Origin of the sequence: Arsenicicoccus cauae (assembly GCF_043162025.1) — a bacterium.
Lineage (GTDB): Bacteria > Actinomycetota > Actinomycetes > Actinomycetales > Dermatophilaceae > Arsenicicoccus > Arsenicicoccus cauae.
In genome coordinates, this window is sequence record NZ_CP171001.1 from 2,965,323 (window position 1) to 2,989,810 (window position 24,488).

General features: G+C 74.0%; 18 protein-coding genes. 5 read left to right on the forward strand and 13 right to left on the reverse strand.

Annotated elements, in window-relative coordinates; translation table 11 throughout:
- Positions 1-148: 148 nt before the first annotated feature.
- Complete coding sequence (locus ACF3NS_RS13880) at positions 149-2,827, forward strand: multicopper oxidase domain-containing protein (protein ID WP_392466746.1); 2,679 nt, start codon at positions 149-151, stop codon at positions 2,825-2,827.
- 128 nt (positions 2,828-2,955) lie between these two features.
- Here ACF3NS_RS13880 and hrpA read toward each other — a convergent pair whose 3' ends face one another.
- From hrpA to ACF3NS_RS13895, 3 genes are read right to left on the reverse strand one after another with little or no spacing between them, the layout of a single operon-like run.
- Positions 2,956-6,948: an ATP-dependent RNA helicase HrpA gene (gene hrpA / locus ACF3NS_RS13885; RefSeq protein ID WP_392466748.1), complete on the reverse strand. Its 3,993-nt coding sequence runs from the start codon at positions 6,946-6,948 to the stop codon at positions 2,956-2,958.
- Between the two features lie 38 nt (positions 6,949-6,986).
- Entirely contained in the window at positions 6,987-9,002 is a 2,016-nt protein-coding gene (locus ACF3NS_RS13890) for a DUF6541 family protein (RefSeq protein ID WP_392466751.1), read from the reverse strand.
- Between the two features lie 5 nt (positions 9,003-9,007).
- Positions 9,008-9,700, reverse strand: a complete 693-nt coding sequence (locus ACF3NS_RS13895) for a hemerythrin domain-containing protein (RefSeq protein ID WP_392466752.1) — start codon at positions 9,698-9,700, stop codon at positions 9,008-9,010.
- A gap of 111 nt (positions 9,701-9,811) precedes the next feature.
- Here ACF3NS_RS13895 and ACF3NS_RS13900 point away from each other — a divergent pair, with 111 nt between their 5' ends.
- The 4 genes from ACF3NS_RS13900 to ACF3NS_RS13915 all read left to right on the forward strand — a co-directional run bounded on the left by ACF3NS_RS13900 (position 9,812) and on the right by ACF3NS_RS13915 (position 15,254).
- A complete protein-coding gene (locus ACF3NS_RS13900; RefSeq protein WP_392469136.1) occupies positions 9,812-10,501 on the forward strand; it encodes a helix-turn-helix transcriptional regulator in 690 nt (229 codons plus the stop codon).
- A gap of 67 nt (positions 10,502-10,568) precedes the next feature.
- The gene (locus tag ACF3NS_RS13905; protein ID WP_392466754.1) at positions 10,569-11,435 is read left to right on the forward strand and encodes an alpha/beta fold hydrolase; all 867 of its coding nucleotides are present in this window, start codon (positions 10,569-10,571) and stop codon (positions 11,433-11,435) included.
- 52 nt (positions 11,436-11,487) lie between these two features.
- On the forward strand, positions 11,488-13,365 hold the full coding sequence (locus ACF3NS_RS13910) for an AMP-dependent synthetase/ligase (protein ID WP_392466756.1): 1,878 nt from the start codon (positions 11,488-11,490) through the stop codon (positions 13,363-13,365).
- A gap of 95 nt (positions 13,366-13,460) precedes the next feature.
- Positions 13,461-15,254, forward strand: coding sequence for an AMP-dependent synthetase/ligase (locus ACF3NS_RS13915; protein WP_392466758.1), 1,794 nt, complete (start codon positions 13,461-13,463; stop codon positions 15,252-15,254).
- Here the strand turns inward: ACF3NS_RS13915 and ACF3NS_RS13920 are convergent.
- From ACF3NS_RS13920 to serA, 10 genes are all read right to left on the reverse strand, one after another.
- Positions 15,240-16,037, reverse strand: coding sequence for a peptidyl-tRNA hydrolase (locus ACF3NS_RS13920; RefSeq protein WP_392466760.1), 798 nt, complete (start codon positions 16,035-16,037; stop codon positions 15,240-15,242). The two genes, ACF3NS_RS13915 and ACF3NS_RS13920, sit on opposite strands and share 15 nt — an antisense overlap.
- Positions 16,038-16,068: 31 nt before the next feature.
- Positions 16,069-16,956 carry a hypothetical protein gene (locus ACF3NS_RS13925; RefSeq protein ID WP_392466763.1) on the reverse strand — a complete coding sequence of 296 codons (888 nt, stop codon included), beginning with the start codon at positions 16,954-16,956 and terminating at the stop codon, positions 16,069-16,071.
- Positions 16,957-17,143: 187 nt separating this feature from the next.
- Positions 17,144-17,620 (reverse strand): hypothetical protein, encoded by a 477-nt coding sequence (locus tag ACF3NS_RS13930; protein ID WP_392466766.1) that lies wholly within the window; start codon positions 17,618-17,620, stop codon positions 17,144-17,146.
- Positions 17,621-17,690: 70 nt separating this feature from the next.
- Positions 17,691-17,825 (reverse strand): hypothetical protein, encoded by a 135-nt coding sequence (locus ACF3NS_RS13935; RefSeq protein WP_392466769.1) that lies wholly within the window; start codon positions 17,823-17,825, stop codon positions 17,691-17,693.
- A gap of 167 nt (positions 17,826-17,992) precedes the next feature.
- Complete coding sequence (locus ACF3NS_RS13940; protein WP_353889930.1) at positions 17,993-18,835, reverse strand: ATP-binding cassette domain-containing protein; 843 nt, start codon at positions 18,833-18,835, stop codon at positions 17,993-17,995.
- Positions 18,832-19,836: an ABC transporter ATP-binding protein gene (locus ACF3NS_RS13945; RefSeq protein ID WP_154593006.1), complete on the reverse strand. Its 1,005-nt coding sequence runs from the start codon at positions 19,834-19,836 to the stop codon at positions 18,832-18,834. Before ACF3NS_RS13945 ends, ACF3NS_RS13940 begins: the two co-directional genes overlap by 4 nt.
- Positions 19,833-20,669 (reverse strand): ABC transporter permease, encoded by an 837-nt coding sequence (locus ACF3NS_RS13950; protein WP_392466772.1) that lies wholly within the window; start codon positions 20,667-20,669, stop codon positions 19,833-19,835. The genes ACF3NS_RS13945 and ACF3NS_RS13950 overlap by 4 nt, the downstream gene beginning before the upstream one ends.
- Entirely contained in the window at positions 20,666-21,616 is a 951-nt protein-coding gene (locus ACF3NS_RS13955; protein ID WP_392466773.1) for an ABC transporter permease, read from the reverse strand. The genes ACF3NS_RS13950 and ACF3NS_RS13955 overlap by 4 nt, the downstream gene beginning before the upstream one ends.
- 25 nt (positions 21,617-21,641) lie before the next feature.
- Positions 21,642-23,177: an ABC transporter substrate-binding protein gene (locus ACF3NS_RS13960; RefSeq protein WP_392466776.1), complete on the reverse strand. Its 1,536-nt coding sequence runs from the start codon at positions 23,175-23,177 to the stop codon at positions 21,642-21,644.
- A gap of 97 nt (positions 23,178-23,274) precedes the next feature.
- Positions 23,275-24,471, reverse strand: a complete 1,197-nt coding sequence (gene serA / locus ACF3NS_RS13965; protein WP_154593002.1) for a phosphoglycerate dehydrogenase — start codon at positions 24,469-24,471, stop codon at positions 23,275-23,277.
- Positions 24,472-24,488 lie beyond the last annotated feature (17 nt).

Genomic DNA, 24,488 nt, shown 5'->3' on the forward strand with positions numbered 1-24,488 from the left:
CGGGTCCTCCGGCTCGGCGGCGTCACCCGCGGTGGGGCGCCTGCTCCCCCTCGGCAACGCCCGGCACGGCAACGGCATTCCGCCCTGCTGGCATCCAGCACCGACCCCCGCGCCGGGCCCCCGCCACCAATTTACTACACTATCAGCTGTGAATATTCAGCAGGACGGCGCCCAGGGCTTCTCGGACCGCGCCCGGTGGCACGTGCGGTCCTTCCTCCCCGTCCTGGGCTGGCTCGTCGCGACAGCCGTCGTGTCGGTCGTGCACCGCTTCGTGCCCGGCTCGCGCTGGATGCTCGTCCACTTCCTGCTGCTCGGCGCCGCCGGCAACGCCATCGTCACCTGGACCTGGCACTTCACGGGGGCGCTCGTGCGCCGCCCCGCGTCCACGACCGAGACGCAGCACCAGGTCGTGCGGCAGGTCCTGCTCAACGTCGGCGTCCTCGGCGTGAGCGCGGGTGTGGTCGGTGGCCGGCTGGGGACGACGGTCGCGGGTGCGGTGGTCGTGGGTGGGGTCCTCGCGTGGCACGGGGTCGCGCTCGGCATACGGGCCCGTCGCTCCTTGTCCAACCGGTTCCGTCGCACCATCACCTACTACACCGCCGCCTGCCTGCTCCTCCCGGTCGGGGCGACCCTCGGGGCACTCATGGCGGCCGGGCGCTCGGACGAGTGGCAGTCGCGCCTGGTCCTCGCCCACCTGGCCCTCAACCTGCTGGGCTTCGTGGGGCTGACCATCCTCGGGACCCTGGTCACCCTGTGGCCGACCATGCTGCGGACCCGCCTGGAGGAGGGTTCGGAGCGCACCTTCGCAGCCGTGCTGCCGATCCTGCTCGGCGCGATCGCCGTGACCGTGACCGGCTCGCTCCTCGGGCTCACCTGGGTCGTCGCGGCCGGCGTCGTGCTGTATGCCGCCGGCACCGTCACCTTGCTCGTCCCCCTCGCCCGCACCGCCGTCCGCAAGCCGCCGTGGCAGTTCTCGACCTGGTCGGTGGGCGCGGGGCTGGTGTGGCTCCTCGTCACCCTCGGCCAGCTGGTGTGGCTCCTGGTCCGCACGCCGCGGGTGGCGCGGGTGCACGAGGACCTGGGGCTCGTGGTGTCCTCGTTCGCCGTCGGGTTCGTGGCGCAGGTGCTGTTCGGCGCCCTGTCCTATCTCCTGCCGGTCATGCTCGGCGGGGGCCCGGCCGCGGTGCGGCACACGACCGGGATCACCCAGCGGTTCGGGGCCTGGCGGGTGACGGTCACCTCGCTCGGGCTGCTCGTCTGCCTGGTGCCGGTGCCCAGCCTCGTGCGGGTGACCGCCTCCGTGCTCGTCCTCGTGGCCCTCTGCCTCACCCCACCGCTGCTCGTCCGGGCCGCCGTCGTGGCCCGGAGGCTGCGCACCCACCCCGAGCTCACGCGGGCGCTGCCTCTCCCGGAGCGCCGCGCCGACGGCACCCCCACGCCCAGCCACGAGCGGGAGCGCGGCCGTCCCCTCGGCGGTCTCGCGGCGGGGTTGGCGACGATCCTGCTGGTGGTGGCGGTCGGCGTGGCCCTGGACCCCGCGGTGGTCTCTCGCAGCGACGCGGCCGGGGGCGTCACGCCCACCGGGCGCACGATCACCGCCAAGGTGACCGCCCAGGGCATGCACTTCACCCCGGACACCGTGACGGTGGACCCCGGCGACCGGCTCGCCATCACGGTCACCAACACCGACGCCGACGTGCACGACCTCACCCTCGAGACCGGCGAGCAGTCCGGGCGCCTCGCGCGCGACCAGAGCGCCACGATGGACGTCGGCATCGTCGGCCGGTCGGTCGAGGGCTGGTGCTCCATCGTCGGCCACCGCCAGATGGGCATGGTCCTCCACATCCGCACGACCGGCGACGACCGGGCCGCGGCGCCCGGGGTCGCCGCGGCGCTGGCCGGGGGTGGGCACGGGGGGCACGCAGTCGGCGGCGCGGCCGCACCCACGGTCGACCTGCACGGCACCTTCCCCACCGACTTCACGGCCCGCGACGCGACGCTGCCCCCCGCCCCGGCCGGGGCCCTGCACAAGCTCACCCTCCGGGCCCAGGACATCGACCTGCCCGTCGGGCCCGGCGTCACCCGGCGCAGGTGGACCTTCAACGGGCAGGCGCCGGGTCCCGCCATCCGGGGCAAGGTCGGCGACCGGTTCGAGATCACCCTGGTCAACGAGGGCACCATCGGGCACTCCATCGACTTCCACGCGGGCGCCCTGGCGCCCGACGGGCCGATGCGCACGATCCAGCCGGGCGAGAGCCTCGTCTACCGCTTCACGGCGACCCGCTCGGGGATCTGGATGTACCACTGCTCGACCATGCCCATGTCGGTGCACATCGCGAGCGGCATGGCGGGCGCGGTGATCATCGACCCGCCCGGCCTGCCCAGGGTCGACAAGGAGTACCTCGTCGTCCAGTCCGAGCTCTACCTGGGGGCGGGCAGCGAGCCCGCGGACCCCGCCAAGATCGCCGCGCACCGGCCCGACGCCATCGTCTTCAACGGCACCAGCGGGCAGTATGACGCCCGCCCCTTCACGGCGAAGGTCGGTGAGCGGGTGCGCTTCTGGGTGCTCGACGTGGGTCCGGACGAGCCGACGACCTTCCACGTCGTGGGCACGCAATTCGACCGGGTGTTCAAGGAAGGCGCGTGGCTGCTGCGCGCCGCGCCGGGCGAGCCGGACGCCCCGGGTGGCTCCCAGGCCCTCGATCTCGGGGCCGCGCAGGGAGGCTTCGTCGAGATGACCTTCCCCGAGGCCGGGCGCTATCCCTTCGTCAACCACATGAGGAGCCGGGCCGAGAGCGGCGCGCACGGGATCGTCCAGGTCCGCTGACGATCGTGGGCGCGCCGCCCCTGCGGGGCCAGGATCAGCGGCGGCGCCCGCCGGGCCACCCGGGGTCGGCCACTCCCCCGGCCGCTGCACCCAGCCCTCGCCTGCACGAGAGCCGGGCACCGGCGCGCTCAGCGGGCCTCGGCCGCGTCCATGGCCTTGTAGATCCGCTGCTCGCTGACCGGGTGGGCCGTCCCGAGCGACTGGGCGAACAACGACACCCGCAGCTCCTCGATCATCCACCGGATCTCGACGACGTCCGGAGCGTCCACACGGGCGGGCCGCAGCCCTGCGAGGAACTTCGCGTACTCCCGCTCCACGGTCGCCACCACGGCCTGCCGCTCGTCGTCCCGGCGCAGGTCGTCCGGCCCCTTCTGCGCCCGTATGACGATCGCGCGGACGTAGCGCTGCAGGTGCCGCAGGCGTGCCCGACCCGTCTCGGCGACGAACCCGGGATGGACCAGCGCCTCGAGCTGGCGGGTCATGTCCTCCTTCATGGGGCGCGCGGCCGGCGACAGGCGGTCCAGCGCCAGCCGGGCCTCACGGGCCGCCACCAGGATCGGCTCCACCTGCTCGATGATCTCGATGACGCGGGCGGAGACGAGCTGGCGGACCCGGCGCAGCACCTCGGCGTACTGCTCCTGGTCCCGCACGATCCCCGCGGCACCGGTGGTGAGCGAGGGTGTCTCCGCGACGATCGAGTCGACCGTCGCGGCGAGGCAGTCGTCGAGCAGTGCGGGCACGGACCCGTGGGGGTTGTGGCCGAGGGCGATCTTCTGCTGGTTGGTGAGGACGGCGAGGACGCGCTTCCACGGCGGGGTGATGTCGAGCAGCAGCAGGCGCCGCAGGCCGAGTCGGGACGCCACCTCCGCCTCGTGCTCGGTGGCGAGCACCTGCACCGACACGGAGGTGCCGCGGTCGACGAGGGCGGGATAGCCGTGCAGGGTGCGGCCATTCTTGACGCGCTGCTCGAAGGTGGCCGGCAGCTCGCCGAAGTCCCACGTGGTCAGGCCGGTTCGCTCGATCGAGGAAGCGGCGGACGCCATGGTCTGCCGGACCCTCGGGGCGAGCTGGCGCCGCAGCGACTCCAGCTCCTTGGACTCCCCGAGGGACCTGCCCCGGACGTCCTCCACGCGGAAGGTCATGCGCAGGTGGTCCGGCACCTTGGTCCAGTCCCACTCGTCGCCTCGTACGCCGAACCCGGTGCGGCTGCGCAGGGCCGCGGCGAGCTCCTCGACCAGGTCCCGCCCCGACGCCGGATCCGCCTGCGCCAGAGCGGCTCTCGCGTGGTCCGGCGCGGGCACGAAGTTCTTGCGAGTGGCCTTGGGCAAAGACTTGATCAGCGCGGTCGCGAGCTCCTCGCGCATCCCTGGCACGAGCCAGTCGAAGCCCTCGTCGCGCACCTGGTTGAGCACCTCGACGGGGATGTGGCAGGTGACCCCGTCCGCGTCGGCGCCCGGCTCGAACTGGTAGGTCAGGCGCAGCTCCAGCTCGCCCTGCCGCCAGGTCTGGGGGTAGTCAGCGCTCACGGAGGTGTCGGCGCCCTCCGCGACGACGACGTCCTCGGTGAAGGTCAGCAGGTCCGGGGTCTCGTGCCGCGCCGCCTTCCACCACGCGTCGAAGTGCCGCCCGGACACGACTGACTCGGGGATGCGGGCGTCGTAGAAGTCGAACAGCTCGTCGTCGTCGACCAGGATGTCGCGGCGGCGGGCCCGCTCCTCGAGCTCGGCGACCTCCTTGAGCAGGCGCCGGTTGTCGTGGAAGAAGTGGTGCCGCGTGTCCCAGTCGCCCTCGACGAGGGCATGCCGGATGAACAGCTCGCGCGCGAGCACGGGGTCGACGCGGCCGAGGCTGGCCTTGCGGCCCGCGACGAGGGGTATGCCGTAGAGGGTGACCCGCTCGAGGGCGACCGCGCCGGATCGCTTGCGCTCCCAGTGGGGTTCGGCATACGTCCGCTTGACCAGGTGGGATCCGAGGCGCTCCGCCCAGGCCGGGTCGATGCGCGCGTTGGTGCGTGCCCACAGGCGTGTCGTCTCCACGAGCTCGGCGGCCATCACCCAGTCGGGCTGCTGGCGATGCAGCACGGAGCCGGGCTGGATGGCGAAGCGCGCACCGCGGGCCCCGGTGTACTCCCGGCGCTCCGGGTCGCGAAGCCCGATGTGTGACAACAGCCCTGACAGCATCGCCTGGTGGATCGCGTCCGGCGTGCCGGGGCTCTTGTTGGGCTCGAGGTGCAGCGCCTTGCAGGCCTGCCGGAGCTGCAGGTGCAGGTCCTGCCACTCGCGGATCCGCAGGTAGTGCAGGTACTCCTGCTTACACATGCGCCGAAAGGCGCTGCCGCTCAGGGCCTTCTGCTGGTCGCGGAGGTAGCCCCACAGGTTGAGCCAGGTGATGAAGTCGCTGTGCTCGTCCTTGAACCTCGCGTGCTGCTGGTCCGCCTGGGCCTGCTTGTCGACCGGACGCTCGCGCGGGTCCTGGATCGACAGCGCGGCCGTGATGACGAGCACCTCTGCGAGACAGCCGTTCTCGTTGGCCTCGAGGATCATGCGTGCGAGGCGGGGGTCGACGGGTAGGGCGGCGATGGACCGGCCGTATGCCGTCAGCCCCCTGCCTCGCCCGGCGTCGCGCCCCGCCGAGTCGGCGTCGATCGCACCGATCTCGAGGAGCAGGTTGAGGCCGTCCGTCACCTGGCGCGAGTCCGGCGGGTCGACGAACGGGAACCGCGCGACGTCGCCGAGCCCCAGGGAGATCATCTGCAGGATGACCGATGCGAGGTTGGTGCGCTGGATCTCGGGATCGGTGAACTCCGGTCTGGCGTCGAAGTCCTCCTCGGAGTAGAGCCGGATGCAGACGCCGTCGGCGACGCGGCCGCACCGGCCGGCACGCTGCGCGGCCGAGGCCTGCGAGACGGGCTCGATGGGCAGCCGCTGCACCTTGGTGCGCTGGCTGTAGCGCGAGATGCGGGCGACGCCGGTGTCGACGACGTAGCGGATGCCGGGGACGGTCAGGGACGTCTCGGCGACGTTGGTCGCCAGGACGACCCGACGACCGGCGTGACGCGAGAACACCCGGTGCTGCTCGGCGCTCGACAACCGGGCGTACAGCGGCAGGATCTCCGTCCCCGGCAGCCTCAGCCCCTCGAGCGCGTCTGCGGCGTCCCGGATCTCACGCTCGCCGGAGCAAAAGACGAGGACGTCCTGGTCGGACCCGTCACCGGACCCGGCCTCGGTCCACAGCTCCTCGACGGCGTCGACGATCCCGGTGACCTGGTCGACGGTCTCGAGCAGATCCCCTGCGGGAGTGAGGCGTTCGAGGGGGCGATAGCGCACCTCGACCGGGTAGGTGCGTCCGGACACCTCGATGATCGGGGCGGGTTCGCCTGCGGCGGAGGCGAAGTGCTCCGCGAACCGCTCCGGGTCGATCGTGGCCGAGGTGATGATGACCTTGAGGTCAGGTCGTCGTGGCAGCAGCTGCTTGAGGTAGCCGAGGATGAAGTCGATGTTGAGCGACCGCTCGTGCGCCTCGTCGATGATGATCGTGTCGTAGCGCCGCAGGTCCCGGTCGCGCTGGAGCTCGGCAAGCAGGATCCCGTCGGTCATGACCTTGACGAGCGTGTCCCGGGTCGAGTGGTCGCCGAAGCGGACCTGGTAGCCGACGGGTCGCTCCTCGTCCGCCGCCCGCTCCCCCGTGATGGGGTGACCCAGCTCCTCGGCTATGCGCTCGGCCACCGAGCGGGCGGCGATGCGGCGGGGCTGCGTGTGGCCGATCAGGCCATGGATCCCGCGACCCAGCTCGAGGCAGATCTTGGGGATCTGGGTGGTCTTGCCGGATCCCGTCTCACCCGCGACGACGACCACCTGGTGGTCTCGGATGGCCGCCGCGATGTCGTCCTTGCGGGCGACGACGGGTAGCTGTTCGGGATAGGTGATCTCGGGGACCAGCGCCCGACGCCGGGCCTCGCGCTCCAGCCGCCGCGCCGTGGCGGCCTCGCGCTCCTCGGCGGTGCGGGCCGGGCGCCGCCCGGAGCCCTGGCGTCCGGACCGCCGGTGCCCGGACCCCTGACGTCCGGGGCCGCGACGTCCGCGAGCGGGCTGCTCGCTGGGGTGGGGGGACTCGTCAGGCACGCTCTCCAGGATAGGCGCCCGCGCAAACCCGCCCCCCTTCAGGAGGGAGAGGGGGCAGGTTGGGCGCAGCCCGTGACCTGGTAGACCGTCACCGACCCGCCGTGCCCGATCGGCTGCAGCCCGGGGACCCCCGCGAGGCCGCGGAGCCCGGCATACAGCGGATAGCGAGGGTCGTTGTCCCACACCTTGTCGGTGTCCTCCACGACATAGCCCACGTGCAGATCACGCACCGCCCGGCACACCTGCGGCGTCATCTCGCGCAGGTGCCGGCGCAGCAGGTCGTGGTCGCCGACGAGCACCCCGCCGAAGTGCGTGAAGACGCTGGGGTGCCCGCTGAGCACCCCCGCCCACTGCCCTCCGCCGAAGGGGTCGCCCGCCACCGACAGCCCGTCCGGCCGCGCCCCCAGCACCCTCCCGTAGAGCGCCGCCTCACGCTGCGACACCACGGTCCGCCACCACGGCTGGTCCCCGTAGTTGTGGCTCACCAAGCGCTCGGACGAGGCCGCCCCCGAGGGGATCCCGGCGGCGATCGCCACCGCGACGACGACGGCCACCACCCCGCGCGCCACGCCGGGGCGGGAGGGGGCCAGGCGCGCGCCCAGCCCCACGAGCGCAGAGACCCCGGTCCCGGCGAGCACGAGGGCCGGCACGGCGAGCGGCGCCACCACGCGGTAGGGCTCGCGGTCCCACAGCGCCGTGAGCAGCGTGCCCCACCCCGTCGAGATCGAGGCGGCGCAGACGTACAGGCAGGCCGTCAGCACCAGCCCCACCACCAGCCAGCCACGGCGGGTGCGGCTCGCCTGCCCGGCCCCCACCGCGACGAGCAGGGCCAGCACCAGCCAGCCGGGGGTCAGGTGGGTGCCGAGGGTGAGCACCTCGCGCACGGCGTCGCCGGTCTCGGTGACGGTGCGGGTCCGGCTCGTCAGCAGCGACCGGACCGTGGGCGTGCGGGCGACGAGCACGACGCCGACCCCGGCGACGAGCAGCGCCGGCCCGGTGGCCCAGGTCACGACCCGTCGGGCGTTCGGGTGGTGCCGGGCGACGTCCTGCAGCTGGCGCCACGCGGCCGGCACCAGCAGCGGCACCCCCAGGACCAGGACGCTGAGCACCGCCGACGGGTGGACCAGGGCCAGCCCGAGGCCGGCACCGGTCGCGACGACGGACCAGCCCGCCCGCCGGGTGAGCCTCACGTCGCGCCGGCAGATCGCCACCAGCAGCGCCAGCAGTCCTGGGGCCAGTGCCAGGCCGGCGGCGTTGGACCACAGCACCCCGAAGTGCAGCAGGAGGGTCGGGAAGACCAGCGTCACGGGCAGCATGGCCGCGACCGCCCACCGCGCCACAGGGTCGGGCCCGAGGATCTCCCGCACGAGCAGCAGCATCCCCACCGGCCACACCACGGCGGCGAGCACGAGCATGACGACGTTGAGCACCACCACCGGGTGCGCGCCGGTGAGCTGGGCGACCAGCGCGGCGTGCGCGTGCAGCCCGGGGGGATAGAAGGTCGTGCTCGACGCGGGCGCCGAGGTCGCGCCGACGGAGTACCACCCGGCGTCACCGACGGCCAGGACCCGCGCCAGGGCGTTGACGTGGAAGCCCGCGTCGTGCGACTGCTGGAGGGCCGCCGGCGACGCGATCCCGCGCACGAGGACCCACCACGACCCGGCCACGGCGACGAGGACCGGGCCCACCGTCGCCAGGGCCGGGGTCCCGGCGGACCGAGGCGTCGAGAGCGGCCCGAGCCGCGCGCCCGCCGACGCCGCCTCCGGTCCTCGTGGCTCCCGACCGCCGAGACGGCGCACCACCAGGAGCGTCAGCCCGCCCAGCACCACGGTGGTGAGCAGCAGCGGTATGGCGCCCCACCGCACCCCCGTCCACGTGGTCCACGCGACGGCGGCCCCCACGACACCGGCCGATACCACCGGGGCCGCGCCGAGGATCATCCGCGGTGCGGCGCGGGCAGCGAGCAGCACGAGGGCGCCGGGGAGGACGTGGAGGACCAGGGAGACCGCTGCCACGGGCAGGGCGGCCCACCACGTCGTCCCCGCCGGCAGCACGACCCTCAGTCGACCCGGGTGACGGTGACGGCGGCCCGGTCGGCGGCCCGCTCCTCGTCGGTGCGTGCGTCGTCCGCAGCGCCGCAGCCGCCGCCGCTGCCGCACCCACCGCAGCCGCCGCCGCCGCACCCGCCCGTGGGCTGGGCGTGCGATGCCTCCACGTCGGCGGCGACGTTCGCGGCGTACTGCTGGGCGAGGGCGTCGGCGGCGCGGCGGGTCTCGGCATACGCCTCGGCGGCGCCGTCCTGGGCCTCGAGCAGGCCCGCGAGCAGCTGGTCCTCCTTGGCGAGGTGCGCGCGGAGCAGGACGCGCAGGGCCTGCGCGTCGCCCGCGAGCTGGGCGGCGTCCTGGGCCGCGTTGACGGCGTCGACCAGGCCCGCGATGACGCGGTGGTCCGCCACGAGCCCCTGCACGAGCAGGGACGCCTCGGCGACCTGGGCGGCGCGGGGGTAGAGCACCTGCTCCTTGGCCACGGCGGAGGGCACGAGCTCGAACTGGCACCAGGTGGCGAGGTCGGCGTGCGCCTGCCCGAACGCGGTGGCGTCGGCTGCCCCGATCGCCCCGATCAGGGCCTCGACCGTCTGCTCGACGGTCTGCGCGAGGGCGAGGTTGTCCGCCCGCAGTCCCTGCTCAGCGGTGCCTGAGCCCCCGCTGGTCGTGGTCGGTGCCGTGTCGGCGACGTCGGCGACGCTCGTCATCACGTCAGCTCCTCACCGGGCCCTGCGGCCCGTCGTGGCCGGGGCGCCGGCTGCGGTCGCCCCGGGGGTCTTGGTGGTTCGGTCGGGGTCCCTAGACTAGTCGGCGTGTCCATGACATCTCCGCAGCGGCCGGCTCCCGGCCCGCTGCCCGGTCCCGAGGGCACCGAGCCCCAGGTGCTGACGTCGGCACGCCAGGCGGTCCTGCGGGTCCTGCGCGAGCACGCCGCCCCCATGACGGTCGACGAGGCCTCGCACGCGTGCGGCCTGCACAACAACACCGTCCGGGCACACCTGGACGCCCTGGTGGAGGCCGGGTTCGCGCGGCGCTTCCGGGCCCCGATCACGGGCCGCGGACGACCGGCCTGGCGCTACGAGGCGACGCTGGCCGGCTCCGAGGCCGGCGCGGAGTATGCCGCGCTCGCGGTCGCCCTGGCCGACCAGGTCGCCGAGCTGCCGGACGCCCGTGCCGTCGCGCACGCCGCGGGTGTCGCGTGGGGCGGCTCCCTCGCCCGCGACCGGTCCGCCCCCGCGCAGGCGTCGCCGCGCGAGCAGCTGCGGGAGGACTTCGACCGCATGGGCTTCGCGCCCGACGAGGCCTCCGCCGGGCACCAGGACCTGGTCCTGCGGCAGTGCCCCATGCTCGACGCCGCCCGACGCGTCCCGCACGTCGTGTGCACCGTCCACCAGGGGCTCGCCGCCGCGCTCGTCGAGGCGGCCGGCGCAGACCCCGGCTCCGTGCGGGTGGAACCCTTCTCGGTCCCGGGAGGGTGCCTGGTGCGGATCGAGGGCGCCGGGTCCTGACACCAGGGGCCCCGAGCGCCGAGACCTGGTCGGGCGACCACCCGGTCCAGCGGTATCGTTCGACCACGTGAACGACGCCTACCGCTCCCCCGCCGCACGGGACACCGTGCGCGAGTGGTGCACCGCAGCGCTCGCCGGGTGGAGCGTGGCGCACGAGTCCCGGACCCTGCAGGTGCCGGTCCACGACACACAGGTCCAGACGCACGTCGTGGCGGTGGGCGAGGGGCTGCCCCGTCTGGTGTGGCTCCCCGGGACGGCGATGAGCGCGTCGTCCAGCCTCGACCAGGTCCGCGCACTGGCGGAGCACGGGACCGTCTGGGCGCTGGACCTCCCGGGCCAGCCCGGGCTCTCCGACCCCGCTCGCCCACGACGTGACACCACCGCCTGGTACTCCGCCTGGCTCGAGGCGGCCCTGCACCTGATCGCCGCCGAGTGGTCCGACGCCCGCGAGCTGACCCTGGTGGGCAGCGGGCTCGGCGCGGCCGTCTGCCTGAGCGCCGACTCTCCCGTGGTGACCGGACGATTCCTCGTCGGCCCGGGAGGGCTCCTCCCCCCGCGCACCTCCGCGGGCCAGGTCCGCGACCGGACGCGCTGGTCCCTGCACTCGACGCCGGCGACCGCCCGGGCCGTGCTGGGCCACCTGGTCGAGCCCGGCGGCGCCATCCCGGAGGACCTCGTCGAGTGGCTGACGCTCGTGGGCCGCACCTGCAAGACCATCAACCACCCCCGTCCTGTGCCCCAGCACTACCTCGACCGGATCGACGGCGCGCCCCTGACGGTGGTGGTCGGCGAGGAGGACACCCTCGTCCCACCGCCCGCGCTGTCGGCCATCGTCGCCCGCCGCACGAGCGCCACCGTGGTGGTCGTCGACGGCTGCGGACACCTGCTCCCCCCGGAGCGCTGGGAGCAGGTCCTGCGAGTGCTCCCCGCGTGACGCCACCGGCCCCTACGCTGGAGCCGATGCGTCCAGGACGAGGGAGCCCGCCGTGACCGAGCACCTCGCTGCCCTGGTCCTCGCCCGCGCGGACGCCCACCCCGACGCCGTGGCCCTGCGGGGACGGACCGACGACGGGTGGGCGCAGCTGACCTACGCCGACCTCGCCGCCCAGGTGCGCCACGTCTCCCACGGCCTCATCGCCACCGGGCTGCACCCGGGCGACGCGGTGGCGATCATCGCCGACAACCGCCCGGAGTGGCTGGTGACCGAGCTCGCGGTCGTCGCGGCGGCCGGCGTCGTGGTGCGCCTCGGCCCCGCGACGCCGGTCGAGGAGCTCGCCGTGGTCCTGCGCGAGACGGAGGCGCGGGCCGCGTTCGTGGCCGGCGACGTCCTCGTGGACAGCATGCGGCGGCTGTCCGGGCGGCTGCCGTCGCTGCGCGTCGTCGTGTGCTTCGACGAGAACCCTTCCGTGGTCCCCCTCCTCGACGACTTCGTGGGCCTGTCCTTCGGCAACGCCGTGGACGACCTCGGTGCCGAGGTGGGCACCCACGGCACCTTCTCCTTCGACCGTGTGCTGGCGGCGCCGTTCGACATCGCCACGGCCGCCGAGGCCGCCCGCCGCCGCGACGCCTGGTCCCCCGACGACATCGCGTTCATCGACTACACCGTGGGGGGCGCGGGCGAGCTGCGCGGCGTCGTGCACACCCACCGCTCGGCGCTGACCACGGTCAAGGCGATCGCCGAGGCCTTCCAGGTCAGCGAGCCCCTCCACGAGGTGACCACCCTGCCCCTGCACCACTCCGTGCAGCACGGCAGCAGCCTGATCGCCCTGCTGTCCGGCGGCTCGGTGTCCTGCGTGGGCGACCCCGACGACGTGCGCGACGCCATCCGTGAGCTGCGGCCGACGATGCTCATGACCTCGTTCCCGGTGCTGCGTCGGCTCGTCGACGAGGCGCTCGAGCGGGCGGGCGACGAGCTGCCCCTCGGAGCCACGCTCGTGCCCTGGTGCCGTCGCGTGTCGGTCGCCGACTCGGCGCGTCGGGCGGAGCAACGGGGGGCCGGGTCGGTGCTGGACGAGCTGCGCTCGCGCACCGCCCGCCTCCTCGTGGGCACGCGGGTCGCGCGCGCGCTGGGCGGACCCAAGGCCCTCTTCCTGGTCGCCGGCGTGGGGGCACCACCGGAGGTGATGAGCCTGCTCGAGACGGCGGGGCTCCCGGCATACCGGTGCTGGGGTCCGCTCGAGTCGGGGGTCCTGGCCACGGTCAACGCCCCCCATGCCGCCAAGGACGGGTCGGTGGGCCGGCCGCTGTCGTGCCTGTCGCTGCGCATCGACGACGACGGTCAGGTGCTGCTCGCCGGGCCCGGCCTGATGCGGGGCTACTTCGGGCTGCCGGCGGAGACGACCCGGGTGCTGCGCGACGGCTGGCTCCACACCGGTCAGATCGGCCGGGTCGACGACGACGGCTACCTGCACCTCACCAGCCGGCTCGACGACCGCATCGTCACCGAGTCGCTGCGCTACGTGTCACCACAGGTCGTCGAGGAGCGGCTGCGCTCGATGCCGATCATCGCGGACGTCGTCGTCGTGGGTGACGGCCGGCCCTGCCTGACCGCCATCGTCGAGGCGGACGTCGATCTGGCTCGCCAGGTGCGGCTGGCGGGCGGGGACCACTCCCTCGCGGACGACGAGGCGCTCGCCACCGACCCCCTCGTCGTCCGCGCCGTCGGTGACGCCATCCGGCTGGCCAACGCCTCCCTGTCCCCCGACCAGTGCATCCAGGGGTTCCGGCTGACCGCCTCCCCGCTGGGGCGTCTCGGCGGACCCGCCGCGGCCGGGTTCATGCGCCGTCAGCGGGTGGAGCGGGAGTGCGCCGCCGCGATCGAGGAGATGTACTCCTCCCTCGCCATCGAGCCCTCGCGACGCTAGCCCTCGCGATGCTCACCATCGCCGCCGGCCGGGTCCACGGCGGGTGGCGTGGGTTACGGTGAACCCGACCCACCCTCGACGGAGCTGGAGCCCGGATGCCCGTGCCTGCAAGCGCCCCCGCGGGAGCCGGTGCCGCCGTCGTCCCGCCGCCCCGGTTCTCGGAGGACCACCTGGCCCGGGTCTACGCCCGGGTCGTGCGCGAGCACGCCGACCGGCCCGCGATGCGAGTCCTGGGCGACGGCGCGGTCACGCTGTCGTATGCCGAGGTGGGTCGCCGCGTCGAGGCCGTCGCCAGGGCCCTGGTGGCGTGCGGCGTGGAGCCCGGCGACCGGGTCGCGATCCTCGCCCCCAACTGCCCGGAGTGGTCCCTTGTCGACCTCGGGGCCCTGGCCGCCGGCGCCGTCCCCGTGCCGGTCTACCCGACCTCCACCCCCGACCAGGTCGCCTACGTCCTCGAGCACAGCGGGGCGACGGCGGCCTTCGTGGGTGACGCCGAGCTGCTGGGCCGGCTCGGGGACACGACGGGCTCCGGGCTGCGCCTGGTCGTCGCCTTCGACGACGCCCCCGGGGCGGAGCCCTGGTCACGGGTCATCTCGGCGCAGGACCGCGAGCACGACCACGACCTGTCGGCCGAGGTGGCCCGCCGCACGCAGGCCGGGCACGGCGACGACATCGCGACCATCATCTACACGTCGGGCACCACCGGCCGCCCCAAGGGGGTCGCGCTGTCGCACGCGACGATGCTGCACCAGCTGCACGCGGTGGACGCCTTCTTCGACATCGGCCCCCACGACTCCAGCCTCGCGTTCCTGCCGCTCTCGCACGCCCTCGAGCGCGCCTGGACCTATGTCGTCCTGTCCCACGGCGCCCTCAACACCTACGTCCGCGACCCCAAGACCGTCGCCGACCAGCTGCGGGAGGCGCGGCCGTCCGCGCTGGTGGCGGTGCCCAAGCTCTACGAGACGGTCTACTCCGTCGCGCACGCCATGGCCGACAAGAGCCCCGTGCGCCGCCGCGTCTTCGACTGGGCCTTCGGCGTGGGCCGCCGCGTGGGCGAGCTGCGCCTCGCGGGCCGGCCGATCCCGACGCACCTACAGGCCCGGCTGCGGCTCGCGGACCGGCTCGTCCTGCACAACGTGCGCGACGCCATCGGCGGCCGGAAGTCCGTCCTCGCCGTCGGCGGCGCCCCGCTCCGACCGGAGGTCGCGGAATTCTTCTGGGCCGCGGGGGTGCTCGTGTGCGAGGGCTACGGCATGACCGAGACCGGCCCGCTCATGACCTTCAACTGTCCTGGCGCCGTCCGCTTCGGCACCGTGGGACGGGTCATCCTGGGCGGTGAGCTGCGGCGAGGCGAGGAGGGCGAGCTGCTCTATCGCGGGCCCAACCTGATGGCGGGCTACTGGCGCGACGAGGAGGCCACGCGCGAGGTCATCAAGGACGGGTGGCTGCGCACCGGTGACGTCGGCGAGATCGACGACGACGGCTTCGTCCGGATCACCGACCGGCTCAAGGACCTCATCGTCACGCAGCAGGGCAAGAACATCGCCCCCGCCCCGATCGAGTCCCGCATCGCCGAGCACCCGGGCGTCGAGCACGCCGTCGTGATCGGCGACCGACGCGTCTGCCTCGTGGCGCTGGTCCAGCCCGGTCCTGACGCCGGGGACGACGTCCTCGCGGACGTGCGTCGTCACGTCCAGGCCCTCAACGCGGACCTGCCCCACCAGGAGCAGGTCCGCGGCGTGGAGCTGCTGGCCGAGCCGCTGACCATGGACGCCGGGCTGCTGACCCCGACCCTCAAGGTCCGTCGGCGTGCCGTCGAGGAGAGGTTCGCCGAGCAGATCGACCGGATGTATGACGAGATCCGGCGTGCGCGGTCAGCGGGCCGCTGACCACCAGGCCCGCACCGTCTCGGTGGGACCGTCGAGCTCGGTGAAGCCCGCGTCGACCACGGTCACGGGGGCGTCGGCGCACGCTCGCCAGCCGGCCTCGTCGGGCCTGGCGACCTGCACGCGGTAGCCGTCCTCGGCCCAGGCCGGCAGCGACGGGTCGCCCTGCGCCCGCATCGTCTCCCAGGCGAGCTGGGCCCCGTGGCCGCACTGGGCGGCCGCCTTGCCGCTGGTCATCTCGGCGTGCGGCGACAGGGCCACCGTCACGACGGCCGCTGGACGGGCGTCCCGCTGGGCGGGCGTCGTGGGGGGAAAGGTCGTCCCGCTCACCTGCAGGGCGTCCAGCTCCGGCGGCAGGGGCCGGGTCGGCATGGGGACGTAGGCCCGCACCGCCGCCGCACCGTCCGTCACCGTCACGCCCGGCACCACCTGCGCGCGCTCCCACCGCACCCCGCGGGCGCGACGCACGAGCTTGCGGATGCGGCCGTCCCGCCAGCGCCGGACGGGCGCGGACCACTCACCGCGCTCGGCCCGGGAATCGGCCAGCAGCGTGACGACGGCGCGGGCGGTGGTGGCCGCCACGAGGTCCTCGTCCGGGAGCGCCGCCTTGTCGTGGCGCACGACCACCTGCATGGCCCATGGCACGTCGGTCTCGGCGTCATGGGCGATACCGCGGGCGTCGGCATCATCAGCATCGGCATCAGCATCGATGTCGACGTCGATGTCGGCGTCGATGTCGATCTCGATGTCGGGGCGAGCGACGGGCTGGTGGTCGGGCGCGGCCATGAGGTCCTCTCGGGAGACGGTACCTCTCAGGCTAGTGCGCTCGCGGCCCGGTCCCCTGGCGCCCGCGGCGCCCCGGCTCGTGCTGGGCCCCCCGGCCCGGTGCAGTCGGGCGCGCCGCAGGTCTGGCCCGTCGCACCCCGGGCGGGGCGTCCTCGGCGCGGGGGCCTGGTCCGGCGCCTGCGCGGGAGCGCCGTGGCGGGGTCGATCGGACCTCGTGCCCCTCGGCTCGGCCCTGGGGCCCGTATGTCGCGCCGCGCCCTCGCCCCGAGGACGGCGTCGCACCGGGGCCGGTCGTGGTCCGTGGGAGACGCAGGCCGACGACACCCCTCGGGGGACCGGCGAGCGGGGCCCTCAGGACCGGCGGTGCGGCGACGCGGGGCGGCGCGGCCGACGAGGCTGCGGCCGACAAGGCTGCGGCCGACAAGGCTGCGGCCGACAAGGCTGTGGCCGACGCCGGCCGGGTCTGGTCCCCCGTCGGGGTCGTGCGTGCGGTGACCCGCACCCCGGCCGAGGCGGACGGCGCCATCGTGTTGGCCGTCCGCGCGACGCGGGGGTTGGCGGAACCGGCGGCGGAGCGAGCCGTCACCGTGCCGGGTGCGGAGGTCGTGCGTGGCGTCCGCGTGGCGCCGCGCACCTGGAGGTGGGCGACGGGTGCCGGTCCCGCGGCAGGCACGAGACCGCGCAGGTCGACGCCGGGTCGGGACGCGAGGCCGGCGACCGCCGCGGTCAGGACGACGGCGGTCAGCAGCACCACGCAGCCCACGACGACGGACCGGACCGTGCTGCCCTGCTCAGGATCGACCTCGGCCTCGGCGTACACCGCACTGCGGTGCAGCGGGGCCATCGGGTCGACGACGGGGCCGTCGAAGCGAGCCTCGTGGTCTGCGGGGCCCTCGGCCCACCACGGCTGCTCGATCATGACTTCCTCTCGAAAGAGGCGCGACGCGGGGCTGGCGTCGGGACACATCATCGTCCCCGTCATTCACCGAGCGTGCGCACCCATGGCCTCGTCGTCATCCGTTCACCCGGACGACCCCCCACCACGGCGGACAATACCGGACAGTAGGGGCAATCGCCAGAGGTGGTTGAACGAAGACCGACCGCCCTCAGGCGACCCGGCGACGCGGTCGCAGCACCGCGCGCACCGCGGCGCCCACCACGCGGTCATCGTCGTCGAGCCCACCCGGCAGGTGATCCTGCACGGCGTCGTCCGCCTCGGCCAGGTAGGCCATGGCGGTCGCGAGGACGATGCGCTCCTCGTCGCCGAGGTGCTGCCACCCGGCCATCAGGGCCATGAGGTCGTTGGCCAGCTCACGCAACCGGTCGGCGGAGCCGGGCATGAGCACCACGTGCCGCTCCAGCCGGTGCGACAGGTCGAGCATCGCTACGTCGTCCGCGGGGCGCACGAGCGGCTCGAGGTCCTCCCACAGGTCGGCCAGCTCGTCGCGGAAGCTCTGGAGCGCCGAGGTGGCCGTGAGGGTGGTGTCGAGCCGTGATCCTGCGCGACCGTCCCCCGTCGTGCCGAGCTCGGTCGTGGGGCGGGCCGTCGTGCCCGCGTCGTGGGTGCCGTCGGTGGTCCTCACGCCCTCGACCCTAGGCCGGACGCCTGGGGATCCGCTGGAGATCCGCCGCATTCCCCTCGGGCCTGATCGATCAACCGCAGTGCAGGTGCTCCTGCACCAGGGCGGCCAGGGCGCCGGCGTCGCCGAGGAGTCGTGCGGACAGGTCTTCGTCCTGGTAGGCCCGCAGCATGGCCGCCTGGGCGTCGATCAGGCCGGGAGGGAACACGCCCCCTCCTCGTCGGCCTCCCGATCGGCGAGCAGCGCCTCCGCCGAGCGCGCGCACGAGGCCGGCAGCTGCGCGAGCCCCTCGACGCGAGAGGCGTCCTCGCCGTGCGACACCCCCATCGTGCCCACCGGCCCCGGCGCCCCTCCCCCGGGGTGGACCTGCTGGACCTACTCCGGCCTGCCGGCGGCGAGGTCCGCGGCCGTCACCCCGGCGAGGGCGCGCCGCACCGACGGGACCGCCGCGACGAGGCGCCGGGTGTAGGCGTGCTGCGGGTCGTCGTAGACCTGCGCCGTGGGCCCGCTCTCGACCAGCTGACCCTCGTGCATGACGGCGACGCGGTCGCACACGTGCCGCACCACGGTCAGGTCGTGCGAGACGAAGACCAGGGTCAGCGCCAGCTCGCGGACCAGATCGTCGATGACGCCCAGCACCTGCGCCCGCACGGACACGTCCAGGGCCGAGACGGGCTCGTCGGCGAGCAGTATGCCGGGCGACGGCGCCAGCGCCCGCGCGATCGCGATGCGCTGCCGCTGCCCCCCGGAGAACTGGTGGGGGTAGCGCCGCGCGGCGTCGGGCGTCAGGCCCACGGACGACAGCAGCTCGGCGACCCGCGCGTCGACGTCGAGGGTGCGCCCGAGCCCGAGGGCATGCAGCGGCTCGGCGACGATGGTGCCGACCCGGTGGCGCGGGTCCAGCGAGCTCATCGGGTCCTGGAAGACGACCTGCAGGCGGTGGCGCAGCCAGGCCAGCTCACGGTCGGAGGCACGGGTGACGTCGCGGCCGTCGACGGCCACGGTGCCGCCGGTCGCGCGGTCGAGCCCGGCGACGATGCGCAGCAGGGTGGACTTGCCGGAGCCGGACTCCCCCACGATGCCGAGCTTCTCCCCCGGCGCGACCTCGAGGCTCACCCCGCGCAGCGCCCGGACGACCGGGGCGGGCTCGAGCAGGCGGCGACGCGGGCGGGGGTAGTCCCGCGTGAGCTCGCGCACCGCGATGGCCGGGGGCGTCATACGACCGTCTCCGACCGCGCGGGGTGGTGGCAGGCGAAACCGCGCGCCGCCAGGCCCTCGGGGTCGCTCGGCCCGCCGCCCTCCACGGTCCAGGGCGGCGTCGTGCGGCACTCGTCCGTGGCCTTCCAGCAGCGCGTACGGAACACGCAGCCGTCCGGGAGCTCCCCCGCGGGCGGCACGGAGCCCGCGATGGTGCGAAGGCGCCCGGTCGCGGGGTCGACCGCGAGGTCGCAGGCCGCGAGCAGTCCCTGGGTGTAGCGGTGGCGGGGGCGCCGGAACACCTCCTCGACGGGGCCGGCCTCGACGATGCGCCCGGCGTACATCACGGCGACGGACTCGCACACGGTCGCCACGACGGCGAGGTCGTGGGTGATGAAGAGCAGGGCGGCGTCCCGGGACTCGACGCCCCGCACGACCAGGTCGAGCACCTGTGCCTGCACCGTCACGTCGAGCGCGGTCGTGGGCTCGTCGCAGATGAGCAGCGCCGGGTCGTTGGCGAGGGCGATGGCGAGCACGACCCGCTGGCGCTGGCCGCCGGACAGCTGGTGCGGATAGGCCCGGGCGAGGTTCGCGGGGTCGGGCAGGCGCACGGCGTCGAGCAGCTCGACGGCTCGGGCCCGGGCCGCCGACCGGGACGGCTGGGTCCCGTGGATGGTCATGGCCTCGGCCACCTGGTCGCCGACGCGCATCGTGGGGTTGAGGGCGGTGAGGGGCTCCTGGAAGACCATGGCGACGTCACGGCCCCGCACCCGCGACAGCTCCTCCTCGGAGGCGCCGACGACGTCGTGCGGCACCCCGGCCAGCCGGATCGACCCGCTGGCGTGCAGCGACCTCGGCAGCAGCCCCATGATGGCCAGGGAGGTGATCGACTTGCCGGAGCCCGACTCGCCGATCAGCCCGACCCGCTCGCCCGGCGCGATCGTGAGCGACACGTCGTCGAGCAGCCGGGTGCCGCCCGCGTCGATGGCCAGCCCCGTGATCGCGAGCACGTGACCGCTCATCGTCGGTCTTCCATCGTCGGATCGAGCAGGTCGCGCAGACCATCGCCCAGGAGGTTGAAGCCGAGGACGGCCGCCGCGATCGCGAGGCCCGGGATCCACGCGAGCCGCGGGGTCTGCCAGAGGGTGGCCTGGCTGTCGTAGAGCATGCGGCCCCAGCTCGGCACGTCCGGCGGTGTCCCGACCCCGAGGTAGGACAGGCCCGCCTCGGCGAGGATCGCCATCCCGAAGGCCACCGAGGACTGCACGACCACCAGGTTGGCGACGCCGGGCAGCACGTGGTGCCAGGCGATCCCGCGGGGCGCGCGGCCGGCGGAACGGGCAGCGAGGACATACTCGCGCTGCATGATCGACAGCACGCCCGACCGCGTCACCCTCGCGAAGGTCGGGATCGAGGCGATGCCGATCGCGACCATCGCCACCGTGGTCGAGCCGCCCCGCACGGCCGCGAGCATGATCGCCAGCAGCAGGGCGGGGAACGCCAGCAGCAGGTCGTTGGCGCGCATCACGAGGCGCCCGACGAGCCCGCCGCGCATCCCGGCGAGGACGCCGAGCGGCACCCCGACGACGGCGGCCAGCCCGACCGCGACGATGCCGACCAGCAGGGTCGTGCGGGCGCCCACCATGAGGCGGGACAGCTCGTCCTGGCCCAGCCGGTCGGTGCCGAGCGGGTAGCCGGGCATGGGTCCGCGCAGGGCCACGGACCCGTCGGTGAGCCCCGGCGGGTGCGGGGTCCAGACGAAGCTGACCAGGGCGGTGAGCACGACGAGCCCCACCAGGACGGCACCGACGACGAGGGATGCGTCTGCCCGTCGGCCGCGGGCCCGGGCGCTCATCGGGTGCCCGTCCGCAGGCGCGGGTCGAGCACGAGGTAGAGCAGGTCCACGAGCAGGTTGATCAGCAGCACCGCCACGACCAGGACCATGACGACGTCCTGGACGACGACGAGGTCACGGGTGCCGACGCTGTCCAGCAGCAACGAGCCCAGCCCCGGTATGACGAACACCCGCTCGACGACGACCGCCCCGATGAGCGTCGTCGCCAGCTGCAGCCCGAGGACGGTCATGACGGGCACCGACGCGTTGCGCAGGCCGTGCCGCACGAGCGCCGGCCCGGGACGCAGGCCCTTGGCCCGGGCGGTCCGCAGGTAGTCCTCGTGCAGCACGTCGAGGATCGCGGACCGCACGTAGCGGGCGAGCACGGCCGCCTGCACGATGCCGAGCGACAGCGAGGGCAGGATCAGCTGCCGGACGAACATCACGGGGTCCCGCGCGGGCGGCGTCCACCCGTTGGCCGGGAGCCAGCGCAGCTGCACGGAGACGTGGCTGATGAGGAGCACGCCGACGAGGAACGCCGGCACGGCCACCCCGACCTGGGACAGCGCGGCGAGCACGACACCGGCCGGCCGTCGGTGGTGCAGCGCCGTGAGGGTGCCGAGCGGTAGGGCGACCACCACCGCCACCACCATCGCGGCGAGCACGAGGAGCAGGGACACCTGGAGGCGGTCGGCGACCTGCGGGGCGATGTCGGCGCGGGAGACGTAGGACCGGCCGAGGTCGCCGGTCACGAGTCCGCGCAACCACTCGGCATACTGCACGACCAGCGGTCGGTCGAGCCCGAGCTCGTGCCGCAGCGCGGTCACGGCCTCCTCGGTCGCGTTGGTGCCGAGAGCCACCCTGGCGGGGTCGCCCGGCAACAGCACCATGAAGCCGAAGACGAGGACGCTGCTGACGAGCAGGGACACGAGGAAGGTCCCGACGCGGCGCAGCAGTCCGAGGAGCATGGGGCGTGGGGTCGGCGGGCCGGCGTCAGGACCGCGACAGGTGCGCGAGATCGAGGGTCTCGCCCACGGCGTTGGTCGGCAGGCCCTGGATGTCCTTGTCGGCGACGACGAGGTTGGGCATGAGGAAGAGCACGTCCGAGGCCGCGTCCTCGGCGGTGAGGCGGGCGACCTCCTTCATGTGCTCGACCTGCTGCGCCTCGGTGCCCGCGTCGGCGGCGGCGAGCTCGGCCTGGACCGCCTTGTTGTCGTACCTCGTGTAGTAGTCCGGGTTGCCGAACATCCGGCCGATGTCGCGGGGCTCGACGTGCGCGACGATCGTCAGGTCGTAGTCCGCGCCCTTGAACACGTCGGACAGCCAGGTCGGGAAGTCCATCTGGTCCATGGTCACCTTGAGCCCGGCCTGCTCGAGGTCGGACTTGACCACCTGGCCGCACGTCGTGGCGTAGGGCGCCGCCGGCAGGCGCAGGCGCAGCGTCCGGCCGGCCGCGCCGGCGTCCTTGAGCGCCTGGGTGGCCTTGGCGCGGTCGAACGGCGCGACGCCCGTGAGGTCTTGGTACCACGGGTCGGTGGGCGGGACCATCGCGCCGAGGAGCGTGCCGTGTCCGGCCCAGCAGGTCTGCAGCAGCGACCTGTGGTCGATGGCCTGGCGGATCGCCTGGCGGACGGCCCTGTCCTTGAGGAGCGGGCGAGAGGTGTTCATCGTGAGCATGACCTCGCCGTTGGTCGTGCCCTCGATCACGCGGTAGCGGTCGTCGGTGGTGAACTGCTGCAGCGACTCGGGCGACTGGACCGTGCCGATCACGTCGATGGTGCCGGACAGCAGGGCGTTGTTGAGCGCCGCCGCGTCCTTGATGTAGCGCAGCGTCACCTGCCCGAAGTACGGCTTGGCGCCGTGGTAGGCGTCGTTGCGGCGCAGCACGATGGCGTCGCCGCGGCGCCACTCGCCGAGGGTGTAGGGACCGGTGCCGACGGGCGTGGTGGCGAGCTCGGCGACACCGGTGCGGCTGAAGACGGCCCCGACGCGCGTGGTCATCGCGTAGAGCCAGGAGTTGCTGGGGCGCGAGAGCGTGACCTGGACCTTGGTGGGCGAGAGCGCCGTGGCCGAGCTCACCACGTCCATGGACCGCTTCACCGCGACGGCCCAGTCGGTCTTGACCCGGTTGATGGAGAAGACGACGTCGTCGGCGGTCAGCGGTGCGCCGTTGCTGAACCTCGCGCCCTGCACCAGGTCGAAGGTGTAGGTCCGGCGGTCGGGGCTGATGGTCCAGCTCGTGGCGAGGGAGGGCTGGATGGCGCCCTTCTCGTCGACCTTGACCAGGCCCTCGTAGACGTTGCCGAGCAGCGCCTGCGCGATGGCGGCGCCGTCGGACCGGGTGAAGTCCATGCTCGTGGGCTCGAGCACCAGACCGATGGCGACGCTCTGGCCGGACGCGCCCCCACCGCTGCCCGTGGCGCTCCCGCTCGACCCGGTCGAGGAGGAGCCGGCGTTGCACGCCGTCAGCGCGAGGACGCTCGCGGTGGCGACGGCGGCGAGCGCGCGTCGGCGGAACTGCTGGGTCATGCGCGTCTCCTGCTCACGGGTGGTGCTGCCGGCCCCGCCTGCGTCGGCGCCGTGGGTGCGCCAAGTCTGACACGGCGTGCCGGGCCGTCCGGCGAGGTCAGTCGATGACGCGCAGCCGGATGGTCTCGGGCAGGTCGTGCAGCTCCGCCAGGGCGTCCTCGTTGAGGGGCGAGTCGACGTCGGTCACGACATACCCGACGTGGCCCTGGGTGCCGAGGAGCTGGCCCCCGATGTTGACGCCGTGCGAGGCAAGGATGTGGTTGACCTTGGCGAGGACCCCGGGGGTGTTGGTGTGGAAGTGGGTGAGCCGGTGGTCGCCGGGGACGTGCTGCAGCGTCAGCGCCGGCAGGTTGACCGACAGGGTGGTCGTGCCATAGCTGACGTAGTCGCGCAGCTTGCCGGCGACGAACCGGCCGATGTCCTCCTGCGCCTCCTCGGTCGAGCCGCCGACGTGCGGGGTGAGCACCGTGTTGGGCAGGCCCTGGAGCGGGGAGGTGAACGGGTCCCCCGACTTCTTGGGCTCGACCGGGAACACGTCGACCGCGGCGCCCGCGATGTGCCCCGACTGCAGGCCGTCGCGCAGCGCCTCGTAGTCCACGAGGAAGCCGCGCGAGAGGTTGAGGAACAGCGAGCGCGGCCGCATCCGCTCGAACTGCTCGCGCCCGAAGAAGCCGGCGTTGCCGTCGCGCCCGTCGACGTGCAGGGTCACGGCCTCGGCGATGTCGAGCAGCTCCTCCAGGCTGCCGCAGCGGCGCGCGTTGCCCAGCGCGAGCCGGTCCTGGATGTCGTAGAAGTAGACCTCCATGCCGAGCATCTCGGCCACCACGGACAGCTGCGAGCCGATGTTGCCGTAGCCCACGATGCCGAGCCGACGACCCCGGATCTCGTGCGAGCCCTTGGCGTCCTTGCGCCACACGCCGTCGTGCAGCGCCCGGTCCTTCTCGGTGAGGCGCCGCGCCATGACGATGATCTCGGCGAGCGCGAGCTCGACCACGGACCGGGTGTTGGAGTACGGCGCGTTGAACGCCGGGATGCCGCGCTCGGCGGCGGGGGCGAGCGCGATCTGGTTGGTCCCGATGCAGAAGGCCCCGATGGCCAGCAGGTCCTCGGCGGCCTCGACGACCGCGGGGGTCACCTCGGTCTTGGACCGTATGCCGAGAAGCTGCACGCCGCGCAGCGCCTCGACCAGCTCGGCCTCGTCCAGGGCTCCGGGACGGTGGTCGACCTCGATGCCCGCCTCGGTCAGCAGGGTCGTCGCGAGGGGGTGGACGTTCTCGAGCAGCAGGGCCTTCATGGCGCCATGGTGACAGT